17 protein-coding genes are annotated in these 13912 nt (G+C 65.8%); 13 read left to right on the top strand and 4 right to left on the bottom strand.

Annotation, left to right across the window (positions count from 1 at the left end; all coding sequences use genetic code 11):
• Positions 1-4 precede the first annotated feature (4 nt).
• From H2052_RS15730 to H2052_RS15715, 4 genes are all read right to left on the bottom strand, one after another.
• Positions 5-973: an I78 family peptidase inhibitor gene (locus H2052_RS15730; RefSeq protein ID WP_293783747.1), complete on the bottom strand. Its 969-nt coding sequence runs from the start codon at positions 971-973 to the stop codon at positions 5-7.
• A 58-nt stretch (positions 974-1031) separates the two neighbouring features.
• Positions 1032-1562: a Smr/MutS family protein gene (locus H2052_RS15725; RefSeq protein WP_293783745.1), complete on the bottom strand. Its 531-nt coding sequence runs from the start codon at positions 1560-1562 to the stop codon at positions 1032-1034.
• Complete coding sequence (locus tag H2052_RS15720; RefSeq protein ID WP_293783743.1) at positions 1546-2772, bottom strand: MltA domain-containing protein; 1227 nt, start codon at positions 2770-2772, stop codon at positions 1546-1548. The genes H2052_RS15725 and H2052_RS15720 overlap by 17 nt, the downstream gene beginning before the upstream one ends.
• Before the next feature lie 190 nt (positions 2773-2962).
• Entirely contained in the window at positions 2963-3619 is a 657-nt protein-coding gene (locus tag H2052_RS15715; RefSeq protein WP_293783805.1) for a Tim44/TimA family putative adaptor protein, read from the bottom strand.
• A gap of 214 nt (positions 3620-3833) precedes the next feature.
• Here H2052_RS15715 and secB point away from each other — a divergent pair, with 214 nt between their 5' ends.
• The 13 genes from secB to miaB all read left to right on the top strand — a co-directional run bounded on the left by secB (position 3834) and on the right by miaB (position 13911).
• On the top strand, positions 3834-4355 hold the full coding sequence (secB, locus tag H2052_RS15710; protein WP_293783740.1) for a protein-export chaperone SecB: 522 nt from the start codon (positions 3834-3836) through the stop codon (positions 4353-4355).
• Between the two features lie 22 nt (positions 4356-4377).
• A complete protein-coding gene (gene murJ / locus H2052_RS15705; protein ID WP_293783737.1) occupies positions 4378-5940 on the top strand; it encodes a murein biosynthesis integral membrane protein MurJ in 1563 nt (520 codons plus the stop codon).
• A gap of 35 nt (positions 5941-5975) precedes the next feature.
• Entirely contained in the window at positions 5976-6986 is a 1011-nt protein-coding gene (gene trpS, locus H2052_RS15700; RefSeq protein WP_293783734.1) for a tryptophan--tRNA ligase, read from the top strand.
• A 91-nt stretch (positions 6987-7077) separates the two neighbouring features.
• Positions 7078-7731, top strand: coding sequence for a DUF4136 domain-containing protein (locus tag H2052_RS15695; RefSeq protein WP_293783731.1), 654 nt, complete (start codon positions 7078-7080; stop codon positions 7729-7731).
• 92 nt (positions 7732-7823) lie between these two features.
• The gene (locus tag H2052_RS15690) at positions 7824-8774 is read left to right on the top strand and encodes a hypothetical protein (RefSeq protein WP_293783728.1); all 951 of its coding nucleotides are present in this window, start codon (positions 7824-7826) and stop codon (positions 8772-8774) included.
• The gene (locus tag H2052_RS15685) at positions 8771-9229 is read left to right on the top strand and encodes a universal stress protein (protein WP_293783725.1); all 459 of its coding nucleotides are present in this window, start codon (positions 8771-8773) and stop codon (positions 9227-9229) included. The genes H2052_RS15690 and H2052_RS15685 overlap by 4 nt, the downstream gene beginning before the upstream one ends.
• A gap of 82 nt (positions 9230-9311) precedes the next feature.
• Positions 9312-9869 (top strand): NifU family protein, encoded by a 558-nt coding sequence (locus H2052_RS15680; RefSeq protein WP_293783722.1) that lies wholly within the window; start codon positions 9312-9314, stop codon positions 9867-9869.
• A 29-nt stretch (positions 9870-9898) separates the two neighbouring features.
• The gene (locus tag H2052_RS15675; protein WP_293783719.1) at positions 9899-10492 is read left to right on the top strand and encodes a malonic semialdehyde reductase; all 594 of its coding nucleotides are present in this window, start codon (positions 9899-9901) and stop codon (positions 10490-10492) included.
• Positions 10492-11106 carry a tRNA (adenosine(37)-N6)-threonylcarbamoyltransferase complex dimerization subunit type 1 TsaB gene (gene tsaB / locus H2052_RS15670; RefSeq protein WP_293783716.1) on the top strand — a complete coding sequence of 205 codons (615 nt, stop codon included), beginning with the start codon at positions 10492-10494 and terminating at the stop codon, positions 11104-11106. The genes H2052_RS15675 and tsaB overlap by 1 nt, the downstream gene beginning before the upstream one ends.
• Positions 11103-11561: a GNAT family N-acetyltransferase gene (locus H2052_RS15665; protein ID WP_293783713.1), complete on the top strand. Its 459-nt coding sequence runs from the start codon at positions 11103-11105 to the stop codon at positions 11559-11561. The genes tsaB and H2052_RS15665 overlap by 4 nt, the downstream gene beginning before the upstream one ends.
• Positions 11562-11664: 103 nt before the next feature.
• Complete coding sequence (locus H2052_RS15660; protein ID WP_293783710.1) at positions 11665-12084, top strand: MucR family transcriptional regulator; 420 nt, start codon at positions 11665-11667, stop codon at positions 12082-12084.
• Positions 12085-12163: 79 nt separating this feature from the next.
• The gene (locus tag H2052_RS15655) at positions 12164-12589 is read left to right on the top strand and encodes a Fur family transcriptional regulator (RefSeq protein WP_293783707.1); all 426 of its coding nucleotides are present in this window, start codon (positions 12164-12166) and stop codon (positions 12587-12589) included.
• Between the two features lie 14 nt (positions 12590-12603).
• A complete protein-coding gene (miaB, locus tag H2052_RS15650) occupies positions 12604-13911 on the top strand; it encodes a tRNA (N6-isopentenyl adenosine(37)-C2)-methylthiotransferase MiaB (RefSeq protein ID WP_293783704.1) in 1308 nt (435 codons plus the stop codon).
• The last annotated feature ends 1 nt before the right edge of the window (position 13912 follow it).

Here is a 13912-nt window from a genome sequence, read left to right as displayed (position 1 = left end):
TCGATCACCCGCACGAAACGCGGGTGATCTTTCCACCTTCGTCGGTGGCGATGGTCAGCCGGTCGGGCCGGAAGTCCATCGTCACCGCGCCGTTCGGCGGCACGACACGCGCGGTGCGGGCGCCGGTGGACTGTTTCATCTTCGCGACGGTTGCATCGTCGGCGGGCTGGCCGATGAAGCTTTGCGCCTTCTCCACATCGCAGGCCATGGCGCCGTCCGGCTTCACGAACTTGTAGACGACACGGTCGGTCTTGCCGCGCACGACGGGATCGAACACCGACTTGGCGAGATCGTCTCCCGAGACGCGGAGCACATCCGATTCACCTTCGAAGGCGAAACCGGCACGCTCGAAATCGGCGCGGATCACTGCGGGATCGATACGGTGCGTCTTGTCGACCTCGGCGCGCGTATCGCCGCCTGCAGGCCCGACATGGTCGATCACCCCGACGATGCCGCCCGGCTTCATCGCGCCGTAGAGCTTCGCGAGAACGTCCGCAGGCTCGACGCGCACGAAGCCGTATTCCGCGCTTTCCCAATAGGTGTCGTGATAGACGAGATGCAGCAACGCGAAATCGAAGCTTGCGGGCGCGAGCGCAAGGTTCGGCAGCGGCACCGCGAATGCCGAAGCGTTTTTCAAGCGGGTACGGATGCCCGCCCATGCCGCCTTCGCCTGATCGTTCGCGGCGATGCCGGGCGGGTTCCACGCAATGACGGCGCCCTTCGGGCCGACGGCGCGCGCCATGATCTCGCTGTAGTACCCGCTCCCGGCCATAAAATCGAACGCGCGGTCGCCGCGTTCGAGACCAAGGAACTTCAGGACTTCGGCGGGCTTTCGGCTCTCGTCGAGCTTCACCTCGTCGGCCGGGCGATCCTTCGCGGCAACGGCGGCAGCGATGGCGGCAGGCGCGGCCTCCACGGGCAATGCGGGCATGAGCAGCGCGGCGGCAAGCAGCAGGAACGTCTTCGATTTCATCGGTATTCTCCCCTGAGTCCTGTTTCCGATCATGCCACCGGGGGAGGTGACGGTACAGCTACCGCTTGCGCCGCAGGATGACATACCACGCACCGCCACCGCCATGACGCGGGTGCGCGGGGCGGATGGCGGCGATGAAGGGCCTGAGCGCCGGGGTCGCGGCCCAGCGGGAAAAATTGGCGGCAATGACACCGCGCGGGCGCCCGTCCTCTCCCGCAGGACGAATCTTGCCGGTGATGACGAGGAGCGTACGCACATCGTCGCGCCACGCGCGTTCGAGCGCGCCCGAGAGCGCATTGTACGCCTCGTCCTGCGTGTGGCCGTGGAGATCGACGGTGCGCTCGGCCTCGATGCTGCCTTTGCGAATGCGGCGATCCCAGCCGCCGTCGAGCGAGGCGTCCTCCGGCGCGGCAGCGGCGCGCTCACGGGAAATGGCGGGCGCCTCGACCGGTTGCGGACGGACGTTCACGCGCGGACGCGGTGTTTCGGGCGGCGGCGCGGCGCGCGCTTTCAGCGGGCGGACGGAGGCCGTGACCTTCGCCCAGAGTGCGGCTTCGGCCTCCGACGGCGGTTCAGGCCGCCGGGCCACGGAGAAGCCGCGCCGCCGCCGCTTTCGGCAGCAGGATGAAGGCGGCGCCCTCGCTGGAAAGCCCGCCCGCGATGGTGCGCGCACGGTCGCCCGCGCCCCAGAACAGATCGAAGCGGTTCGCACCCTTGATGGCGCCGCCGGTATCCTGCGCGACCATCAGCGCCGCGAACGGCTTCACGCCGCGATCGACATCGGTGTAGCGCGTGGAAAGCCACACGGGCGCGCCCAGCGGCACGAACATCGGATCGGCGGCGAGGCTGCGCTCGGGCGTGACGGGCGCGCCCATCGCACCGAGCGGGCCTTCGCCGGTGAGTTCCTTGAAAAAGATGTAGCTCTTGTTTTCGTGCATGATCTTGCGGCCATCCTCGGGGTTTGCGCGTAGCCAGCGCATGATGCCCTGCATCGAAGCCTCGCCGGGCGCGAGCACGTTCATCTCCCTCAGCCGCCGCCCGATGCCGACATATTCGCGGCCGTTCTGCCCCGCATAGCCGATGCGCATGACGCTGCCGTCGGGCAGGCGCAGGCGGCCTGAACCCTGGATCTGGAGGAAGAAGAACTCGACCTCGTCCGCCGCCCACGCGATCTCGAGGTTGCGATCGAGGAGCGCGCCGTTGTCGATATCCTCGCGCGTCCAGTAGAGCTGGTAGGCGCCGGTTTCGTCGATGCGGCCGGTGGCTTTCTTCATCTGGCCGGGATTCGCCGGGTCGGGCTGATCGACGCGCACCAGATCGTCCGGAAGCCCATAAATCGGCACCAGATAGCCGGGACCGCGCGTGCGCGACCCTGCGATTTCCGGCTCGTAATAGCCCGTGACGAACGCCGCGCCGGTGCCGACGCGCACGGGCGTGAAATTCAGTTCGAAGAACGCGCGCGGGTCGGTGGCCACCGGCACGAGGTTGCACGCCGTCTCCCAGTCCGCCGCGATGGTGAGGCCGCTGACGTCGGTGCGGCGCGTGACGGCACGGCAGGATTTGCGGAAGGCGGCGAGCGTGGCCGCGAAATCGTTGGTTTCCCAGCCCGGAATGTCCGCGAAGGTGGCCGGCGCGGCGCCGAGCGCGGCGGCTGTCGCCGGCCCGGCGGGGACGGAAGGCGCGGTCGGCGCGGGTTCAGTACCCGGCGACGCGGGCCCGGCAGGCGTGGTGACGGAACGCGGCGAGGCGCACGCGGCGATCGCGAGCAGCAGCAGGACAGGGAAAAAGCGATGACGCACGCGGAACTCCAGCAAACCTAGGGCAAACAGCGTGATTTCGGAATCACAGTGCTTGCTCTATCTCTTTGTTGTCGCACCGTTTCTGGCGGAAAACCGGTTCCCACTTTCCCGCCCGATGCTCTTGACGAGGCGCAGGGCTAGCGGATTTCGGCCGCGTCTGGAATCCGCATTCGCCGAAAGGACGCCGGAATCAGGCGTCTTCGTCGGTGTCAATGAGCAGCCAGTTCGGGTCTGCAGCGCCGGTGTGGCGGCTGAACGTCCAGACGTCGTGTGACTGCACGGCATCCGAGAGCGAGCCGCTGACGACGTTTCCGGCCTTGTCCCGCGTGACGGCGACGAGATCGGCATCGAAGCGCAGCGTCACCTCGGCCATCGCACCGCGAAGCTGCGCTGCGACGATTTCGACCTTTTCAAGCGACACGAGCCGGTTTTCGAGGATGAGACCTTCGTCTTCACGTGCCTTGATCGCTGCGGCGAACTGATCGGCGATATCATCGGAGACGAGATCGCGGAGCGCGTCGGTATCGCCCTTCCAGAAGGCTTCGAGCACCATCCGGTACGCCGCCTTCGCCCCTTCGGCGAAACGCGCCGGATCGAACGTCGGGTCGGCGGCGGCGATCGCGTTCAACGATTCCTTGATCGCCGGCGACATGTCGGCAGGAAGATCGAGCGGCGCGGCGGGCGGCAGATCGTAGCTGCCGGCGCGCGGCGGCGTCTGCTGTTCCGCCGGACTGCGGCGCACGACTTCGCCCGCGGGCTCTTCATGCCCGGTGCGGCGGCCAAGCACGCTGACGAGCCGAAGGGCGATGAACCCCGCGAGCATCGCCAGAACGACGATCTCGATCAGTCCGCTGCTGTCGCCCATGATTCTACCTTCAAGCGCCCTTCCAAACGCGTTTGCTTAACAGCGCCGCGCCGCACAGTCCACGCAGCTTAACCTGTTTTCGGTTAAGATAGGCTATTCCAGGCCGCATACAAGGAACAGCGCTGCCTTGCGCCGGTTCCATGTGCCTGCTAGCGAGCGCGCCGTATTCCTGTCCAACAGAATTGAGACCTGCATCATGGCCGAGAACGAAACGGGCGACGAAGGCTACATCAACGGCAACGGCGGCGAAGCCGCGGCGGAAGCCCTGCCGCAGGTGAGCATCCTGGCGCAGTATGTGAAAGACCTGTCGTTCGAAAATCCCGGCGCCCCGGGGTCGCTGCAGCAGGGCGCGGGCCAGCCGAAGATCGAGATCAACGTGAACGTCGGCGTACGCCAGCAGGGCGAGAACGTCTATGAGGTCGAACTGAAGCTTTCCGCGAACGCCACGTTCGAAACCGGCAAGACCGCGTTCATCACCGAGCTGCTCTACGGCGGCCTCTTCGGCCTGCAGAACGTGCCGGAAGAGCACCTCGAGCTGTTCCTCGTCGTCGAGGCGCCGCGCCAGCTGTTCCCGTTCGCGCGCCGCATTTTCGCGGACGCGACGCGCGATGGCGGCTTCCCGCCGCTGATGCTCGACCCGATCGACTTCGCGCAGCTTTATTTCGCCCGCCAGCAGCAGGCGGACGCCGGACAGTCCGGCGAGATCGGGCACGCCTGAGGCCAGGCCGGGGGCCGCGCCCATGTCGCTCGTCAAGAGCGTCGGCGTCATCGGTGGGCTGACCCTCGTCAGCCGCGTGTTCGGGTTCGCACGCGACATGCTGCTTTCGCGCCTGCTCGGTGCGGGTGCGGGCGCGGATGCCTTCTTCGTGGCGTTCAAGCTGCCCAACATCTTCCGCCGCCTGTTCGCGGAGGGCGCGTTCAGCGCAGCCTATGTGCCGATGTTCAGCAAGGAGCTGCACGGACCTGGCGGCATCAGCGCCGCCGAGCGATTCTCGGCAAATGTGCTTTCGGTGTTCCTGCCGATCCTGCTGCTGTTCACGGCGCTGTTCGAGATCTTCATGCCCGGCGTCGTCTGGCTGATGGCGAGCGCCTACAAGGACGTGCCCGGCAAGTTCGAGCTGACGGTCGAGCTGACGCGAATCGCCTTTCCCTACCTGCTGCTGATCAGCCTCGTGTCGCTGCTCTCGGGTGTGCTCAATTCGATGTCGAAGTTCGCCGCGGCGGCCGCGGCACCCATTCTGCTCAACATCTGCCTGATCGGCGGCGTGCTGCTCTTTGGCAGCACCACCGGCGACAGCGCGGAAACGGCGCGGGCGCTGGCGGTTTCGGTGACGGTGGCGGGCGTGGTGCAGTTCGTTTGGCTTCTCTGGGCGGTGCGCCGCGCGGGGCTGACACTGCGGCTGCGCTGGCCGCGATTCGATCCCAAGGTGAAGGAACTCGGCCGCATCATCGTGCCCGCGACGTTCGGCGCGGGCATCTACCAGCTCTCGCAGCTTATCGACACGTTTTTCGCGACACGGCTCGACGAAGGCGCGATGAGCTTCCTGAACTATGCCGACCGGCTGAACCAGCTGCCGCTCGGCGTCGTCGGCATCGCGCTCGGCACCGCCATCCTGCCCGCGCTCAGCCGCCTCATCGCGCGCGAGGACGCAGACGGCGCGCAGAAGCTGCAGGGCACGGCGGTCGAGCTTTCAATGCTGCTGACGCTTCCTGCTGCCGTCGCGCTCATCGTCGCGGCGCGCCCGATCGTGGAGGCCATATTCCTCGGCGGGCGGTTCACGGCGGAGCACGTTTCCGTCACCTCGGGCGTGCTCGTCGCGCTTGTGGCGGGGCTACCCGCCTATGTGCTCATCAAGGTGCTGACGCCCGGCTTCTTCGCACGCGGCGACACGAAAACACCCGTGAAAACCGCGGCGGCGGCGCTCAGCTTCAACGTCGCGGTGATCCTCGTCGTCATCGACCGCTTCGGCATCGTGGGACTCGCCGCCGCAACCGCCGTTTCCAGCTGGTTCAACTGCGCGATGCTCTACACGATCCTGCACCGGCGCGGGCATTTCACGCTGACCGGCGCGGTGATGCTGCGCGTCGGCAAGCAGCTTCTGGCGGCGCTCGTGATGGCCGGCGGGCTTTGGTGGGTGACGAACGCGCTCGGCGACGCCTTCACGGGCGGAGCGCTGGCGCGCGCGGGGGCACTCGCCGCCGTCGTGGCGAGCGGAGCGGGTCTCTATTTCGGGACGCTTTGGGCGATCGGCGGCTTCCACCACGAACACCTCGCAAAGCTGAGGCGCGGCAACGGCGCTTGACCTGTGGCCCAAGCGGGGCCTAACGGCGGCGCGCTATGACACAGACTTTCGCACCCCGCGTCTTTTCCGGCATCCAGCCGACAGGCAACCTGCACCTGGGCAATTACCTGGGCGCCATCCGCAACTGGGTGGACATGCAGCACGAGCACGAATGCGTCTATTGCATCGTGGACCTGCACGCGATCACGCTGTGGCAAGAACCCGAAGCGCTGCGCCGGGGCATCCACGAGATGGCCGCCGCGCTGCTCGCGAGCGGCATCGATCCCGACCGCGCCGTACTCTTCAACCAGAGCCAGGTGCACATGCACGCCGAGCTCTGCTGGATCCTGATGTGCACCGCGCGCATGGGCTGGATGCAGCGCATGACGCAGTTCAAGGAAAAATCGGGCAAGGACAAGGAAGGCGCCTCCGTCGGCCTGTTCGGCTACCCCGTGCTGCAGGCGGCCGACATCCTCGGCTACAAGGCGACGCATGTGCCGGTGGGCGAGGACCAGAAGCAGCACCTCGAACTGTCCCGCGACATCGCGCAGAAGTTCAACACCGACTACGGCGTTCAGCTGTTCCCGCTCCCCGAGCCCGTGATCCAGGGCCCGGCGACGCGCGTGATGTCGCTGCGCGACGGCACCGCGAAAATGTCGAAGTCCGACCCTTCGGACATGAGCCGCATCAACCTGGCGGACGACGCCGACGCGATCGCGCAGAAGATCAAGAAGGCGAAAACGGACCCCGAGCCGCTGCCCGGCGATATGGCTGGCCTTGAGTCGCGGCCCGAAGCGCGGAACCTCGTTTCGATCTACGCGGCGCTCGCCGGTACGAGTGCGCAGGCCGTTCTCACGGAATTCGAAGGCAAGGGCTTCGGCGCGTTCAAGCCCGCACTCGCCGATCTCACGGTGAGCGTGCTGGCGCCGATCGCCGCGCGTTTCCGCGAGCTTTGCGCCGATCCGGGCCATCTCGACGCCGTGCTCGCGAAGGGCGCGGCGCGCGCGGATGCGATCGCGGCACCCGTGCTCGCGGAGGTGAAACGGACCGTCGGCTTCCTCGGCTGAGGGCTTTGATAATTCAGGGATCGTTCAGCCGCGCACATGCACTATATAGAGATAGCGTGGGTGCGAACGAGAAAGCCCGTAGGTGATGAGCATGAAACTGCCGAAGATCCTGTTGTCGCTGGGGCTGCTGGCGCTGGTTGCCGCCTGCACGACACCCTTCACTGCCGATGTTTCCCGTTTCCAGCGCCTTCCGGCGCCGTCGGGCGAAAGCTTCACGATCGAGGCGCGCGATCCGGCACGTTCGGGCGGGCTCGAGTTCGCGCAATATGCGTCCTACGTCGAGAACAAGCTCACGCAGCAGGGCTATCAGCGCGCGGCCTCGCCTGAAGCGGCGACGCTCGTCGTCAAGCTCGACTACGGCGTGAACGACGGCCGCGAGAAGCTCGACACCCGCTACACCGGCTTCGGTGCGGGCTACGGCTGGGGCGGCTGGGGCTGGCCCTATTACAGCCGCTACCGCTATCACCCCTATTACTGGGGCTCGTTCTACGATCCCTTCTGGGGCCCGGGCTTCGGCGGCGGCACCGAGGTTTACAGCTACACCGTCTACCGCTCGTTCCTGGACATGGACATCGTGCGCAAGAATGGCGCGCCGGTGTTCGAGGGCCGCGCAGAGGCAACGACGCGCTCGTCCGACCTCACCAAGCTGGTGCCCAATCTCGTCGAGGCCATGTTCTCGGGCTTCCCGGGCAATTCCGGGCAGACTGTGCGCGTGAAGATCGACCAGAAGAAAAGCGGCTACTGAAATACGCGGATATGGCGGGGGTTGCCCGACCATATCCGCATGATGACCAAAACCGGTTCCCACTTTTGCGCGCGATGCTCTAAGAATGGCGCGTGGGTATATTTGACATCTTCCGCCGCCAGACGGTGAATCCCGTCACGGCCGCCAGCATCGACAAGGGCGGCACCAGCGTCATCGGACGAATCGCGGCGATGCCGCGCTGGATGCTTCTGATCCTCGGCGCGTTTTTTGCCGCGATCCTGTATTGGGGCGTCATCGGCAGCCTGCTTTCGGACACGAAAGCCGATCTGACGGTGCGCCCGGGCACGACGGTGTTGCCGCCCGGCGGGAGCGTTGCCGTCGCGACGGCCGCGATGCTGATCGATCAGGCGCTGGGCAAGGGCTGGACGCCGAACGACAGCCTGCTGCGCCCCACGGGCCTGCTTGAAGACATGCCCGCCTTCCAGCGCGGGCAGCAATCGGCGATCAGCGCGTTCGTCACCAGCTTCGACCAGGGTGTCGGCGGTGATCCTGAACTCAGCGAGGCCGCCGACGCTTTGAAGACCCCGCCGGATCGCGGCTGGCTGCACGGCGACTTTCCCTTCGTCGGCGGTTCCGCGGAAAGCCGCTACCGCGACGCGGTCGACGCGCTTGCGCGCTACAACCGCGCGGTTGCCGAAAGCGAAGCACCGAGCGAAGGCGATGCGCGTGCCCTCCGGCTTGCGCTGCTTGGTCTCAGCACCGCGCTCGGGGAAGAGGCGGGCGCGGTCGACCGCATGATCGACGACAGCCGTGTCGGCAGCGCCGATGCGCAGTTCAACGAGGTGCGCGGTGCCGCCTATGCCGCCGCCATGCTGATGCGCGGCCTTCGGGAGGATTTCGGCACGACGATCGGCCAGCGCCAGCTTGCCGCGACGTGGGCCGAAACGACGGAGGCGCTGGATGCCGTTGCCGGAAAACGCCCGACCTTCGCCGCCGGCAGGCAGGATCTCGTCGAGCAGGGCTATTTCCTGATGCGCGCGCGCGAATCGCTGCGCACGCTTGCGGCGGGTCTTGCGCGATGACGATGCCGAACTACCTCGTCGTCGTCGACGACACCGACGAATCGGCGCTCGCCATGCGCTATGCCGCCCTGCGCGCGAAAATGACCGGCGGCAGCATTGTGCTCGCACATGTCGTTCCCAAACCCGAGTTCCTGCTTTCCGGCGGGCTTCAGGACATGATCGCGGCCGAGGCGCAGGAAGCCGCCGAAGCACTGCTGAGCCGCAAGGCCGACGAGGTGATGGCGATTTCGGGGCAACGTCCGGCGCTCCTGATCCGCGAGGGCAAGGCCGTGGACGAAGTCAGCCAGATGCTGACCGAGAACAATGTTCACGCGCTGATCCTGGGCGCCGCCGCGAAAGGCGCGCCGGGGCCGCTCGTCAGCCACTTCTCGGGCGAACGCGCAGGCAACCTTCCGTGCGTGGTGGTGATCGTTCCGGGCGGGCTCGATCCCGACGCGATCGACCGTCTGGCTTGATCCGGCGGCCAAGGCACGCCACATGGGGTGGGCATCAGGACAGGACACTTTCCCAAGGACTCCCACCCCAAGGACGCCCACCATGTTCATCGAAACCCAGGCCACACCCAACCCCGCGACCGTGAAGTTCCTCCCGGGCCAACCGGTTATGCCGTCAGGAACCATCGATTTCGGTTCGCCCGAGGCTGCAGAAGCATCGCCGCTTGCAAGCGCGCTCTTCACGCTTGGCGACGTGACCGGCGTGTTCCTGGGCAGCGACTTCATCTCGGTGACCCGCGCCGAGGGCGGCAGCGATTGGCGCGAGCTGAAACCGCAGGTGCTCGGCATCATCGTCGATCATTTCGCGAGCGGCGCGCCGCTCCTGAACGAAACCGTCGCCGCTGAAACCGAAATCGAGGACGATCCCGAAACCGCGGACATCGTAGCGCAGATCAAGGACCTGCTGGAAACGCGCATCCGCCCCGCGGTCGCGAACGACGGCGGCGACATCATCTTCAAGGGCTTCCGCGAAGGCGTCGTCTACCTGCAGATGCAGGGCGCCTGCTCGGGCTGCCCGTCTTCCACGGCAACGCTCAAGAACGGCATCGAAAACCTTCTGAAATACTATGTGCCCGAAGTGACGGACGTCCGCGCCGTTTGACGGGTGCGGCAAGAAAACAGGGAGTCCCCATGACCGATCATCTGCTGAGCGATCGCGACCTCGACCTTATCTTCCGCAGCGCGAGGACCCACAACGACTGGTCCGACCGCGCGGTCAGCGACGTGCAGCTGCGCGCCATCTATGACCTGATGCGCATGGGCCCCACATCGGCGAACGCCTCGCCCGCGCGAATCGTGTTCGCGAAAAGCCAGGAGGCACGCGAAAAGCTCGCCGCCTGTGCTTCTGGCGCCAACGGCCCGAAAATCCTGCAGGCGCCCGTCACGGCCATCATCGGCATGGACATGAAATTCTACGACCAGCTGCCCAAGCTGTTCCCGCATACGGACGCGCGCAGCTGGTTCACGGGCGACGACGCGCTCATCCGCGAAACCGCGTTCCGCAATTCATCTTTGCAAGGCGCGTATTTCATCATCGCGGCGCGTGCGATCGGGCTCAACTGCGGTCCGATGTCCGGCTTCGACAAGGCCAAGGTCGATGCCGCCTTTTTCGCGGGCACCGATATCGAGACGAATTTCATCTGCTCCGTCGGCTATGGCACCGACAAGGACCTGTTCGCGCGCAGTCCGCGTCTGTCGTTCGAAGAGGCCGCGTCCATCGTCTGATGCTGCTTGCGATCGAAACCGGCACCGCCGCCTGTTCGGTCGCGCTGATCGACGGGACCACCATCGTTGCAGCGCGGCACGAGATCATCGGCCGCGGCCATGCCGAGCGGCTCGTCCCGCTTGTCGAGGCCGTGCTTGCCGAGGCGGGCGGGCGCCCCCGCGCCATCGCCGTTGACGTGGGGCCGGGCAGCTTCACCGGGCTTCGGGTCGGCATTGCCGCGGCGCGGGGTTTCGGGCTCGTGTGGAACGTGCCGGTTCATGGCTATTCATCGACGACGCTGGTCGCTGCAAGCATGCTCGCTGCACACGATGCCGCGCCGCTCACCGTCGTGATGGACGCGGGGCGCGGCGAAGTGTTCGTGCAAAGCTTCGATCGGGATCTCCAACCGGCGGCGCCCGCCGCCGCGCTGCCGATCGCCGCCGCGGCCACGGCATATGAAGGGGCGCTTGCGGGGACGGGCGCACCGTTGCTGCGAGCAGCCGGCAGTGCAGCGATGATCCTCTCCGAGACGCCGCCCGACGCACGCGACGTGCGGCTGCTTCCGGCCACGCTCCGCAGCCTGCCGCCAACGCCGCTTTACGTGCGTGCGCCCGACGCGAAGCTGCCCGCATGAGGCACTACCGGGCCGTGACGATTGACGACGTGCCCGCGCTCGCGGCGCTGATGTCGCGCGCGTTCGATCCGCGCTACGGCGAGGGATGGAACGGCAGCCAGCTCCTTGGCACGCTCGCGATGTCCGGCACGCGCGCCGAAATGGCAATTGCGGACGGCGCGCCCGCCGGTTTCGCGCTGACGCGCCTTGCCGCCGAGGATTGCGAACTTCTGTTGATCGCGGTTGACCCCTTGCGCAGCGGGCAGGGTATCGGGACAGAATTGCTGAGAAGATCCATTGATCTTGCAAAACGCGCGCACGTCCGACGCATGTTCCTGGAAGTCCGCACCGGCAACAGCGCAGCGCGCGGGCTTTATGAACGCCACGGATTTATCTGTGTCGGACAGAGAAAAGATTATTATGTGGGTGAGAATCATTTGCGCTATGACGCAATGACCATGGCAGTGACACTCTAGATATTCCTTGCCGTAAAAATTCGCGTTAATTCTTGCGAAATTCATCCGAACGCTACATAAATCCGGGCACCAACAACAAAACGGTCGGGGTCCAACAGCTACTATGAGCGAACATAGCGATAATCATCAGGAACTTCTTGCACTTACGGCGGACATCGTATCGTCGCACGTGGCAAACAATACGGTGGCGGTTTCGGACCTGCCGAACCTGATTGAAAATATCTATTCGACACTGGCGAAGCTTGGCGGGGTGGTGGAACCCGTGAAGCCGAAGCAGGAACCTGCGGTTTCTGTCCGCGCGTCGATCAAACCGGACTTCATCATCTGCCTTGAAGACGGCAAGAAGCTGAAAATGCTGAAGCGCCATCTGATGACCCACTATAACATGACTCCGGACGACTATCGCGCGAAGTGGAACCTTCCCGCCGACTATCCGATGGTCGCCCCCAACTACGCGCTGCAGCGCCAGGCGCTCGCCAAAAAGATCGGCCTCGGCACGAAGCGCGCCGGCAAGCGCAAGTAGCGCGAGCGGCCGCGTTCAACGGCATTGAAGGAACAGGGACGGACTTGTCCGTCCCTGTTTCCGCGCCTAAACTCCAGCAATGACAAAGATCGACATCGAAGCCATTTGCGCCGAGCGCGGCCTCCGCATCACCGAGCAGCGGCGCGTGATCGCGCGGGTGCTGTCCGATGCGGACGACCACCCCGATGTCGAGGAGCTGTACCGCCGGGCATCGGCGATCGATTCCGGCATTTCCATCGCGACCGTCTATCGTACCGTGCGCCTCTTCGAGGAGGCGGGCATCCTTGAACGACACGACTTCCGTGACGGCCGCTCGCGCTATGAACCGACGCCCGAAGAGCATCACGATCACCTGATCGATGTGGAGACCGGCGCCGTCATCGAGTTTCATGACAATGCGCTCGAAGAATTGCAGCGCCTCATTGCCGAACGCCTCGGCTTCGAACTCGTCGATCATCGGCTGGAGCTCTACGGGCGCCCGATCAAGACGAAGCCGGCCAACTGATATCCGAAGCCCACGTGCCTGATCCCCGTTCCTATTTCGTGAAGACGTTCGGCTGCCAGATGAACGTCTACGACAGCGAGCGCATGGCGGAACTGCTGGAAGCGGAAGGCCACACGCCCGCCGCGTCGGCCGAGGATGCCGACATCGTCGTGCTCAACACCTGCCATATCCGCGAACGCGCGAGCGAGAAGGTTTATTCCGAGATCGGTCGCCTGAAACACCGCGACGGACCGAAGCCGATCGTGGCCGTCGCCGGCTGCGTGGCGCAGGCCGAAGGCGCCGAGATCGTGCGCCGCGCGCCTTCGGTCGATGTCGTCGTTGGGCCGCAGGCCTATCACCGGCTGCCGGATCTGATCGCGCGGGCGAAGGAGCGGCCCGTCGAGACCGACCTGCCGACGCTCGAGAAGTTCGAGGCACTCGGCAAGCGCCGCAAGGCCGCGCCGTCCTCGTTCCTGACGATCCAGGAAGGCTGCGACAAGTTCTGCACCTATTGCGTCGTGCCCTATACGCGCGGCGCCGAGGTTTCGCGGCCGGCTGCCGCCATTCTTGAGGAAGCACGGCGTCTCGCCGGAGAGGGCGCGCGCGAGATCGTGCTGCTTGGCCAGAACGTCAACGCCTACCGCCACGGCGGAACTGATTTCGCGGCACTGATCGCCGAGGTCGCAGCCATCGATGAGATTGCGCGTATCCGCTACACGACGAGCCATCCCGCCGACATGACGGATGCGCTGATCGACGCGCACGCGGCCACGCCGAAGCTGATGCCTTATCTGCACCTCCCCGTGCAGTCCGGCTCCAACCGCGTGCTGAAGGCGATGAACCGCTCGCACACGGCCGAGACCTATCTCGCCATCATCGAGAAGCTGCGCGCCGCGCGGGCGGACATGGCGATCTCGGGCGATTTCATCGTCGGCTTCCCCGGCGAGACCGAGGCCGAGTTCGAGGAAACGCTCGCGATCATCCGCGCGGCGAACTACGCGCAGGCCTATTCGTTCAAATATTCGGCGCGCCCGGGCACGCCCGCGGCGGAGATGGGCGGGCAGATCGACGAGGACGTGAAATCGGACCGGCTGCACCGCCTGCAGGCGCTGGTGCAGGAACAGCAGCTCGCGTTCAACCGCGCCGCGCTCGGCCGCACCATGCCCATCCTGCTGGAACGCCCCGGCAAGCGCGACGGGCAGCTGATCGGCAAGTCGCCGTGGCTGCAATCCGTCTATGTCGATGCAGACGGCACACACATCGGAGACATTGTGACGGTGGAGATCGAGGGCGCCTTCGCGAACAGTCTTGCAGGACGCATCGCATTCGCCGAAGCTGCCTGAC

The organism is Sphingosinicella sp., assembly GCF_013911755.1.
Classification (GTDB): Bacteria; Pseudomonadota; Alphaproteobacteria; order Sphingomonadales; family Sphingomonadaceae; genus Sphingosinicella.
Note: the sequence above shows the minus strand (reverse complement) of the source record. Positions and strands in the feature narration are given on the sequence as shown.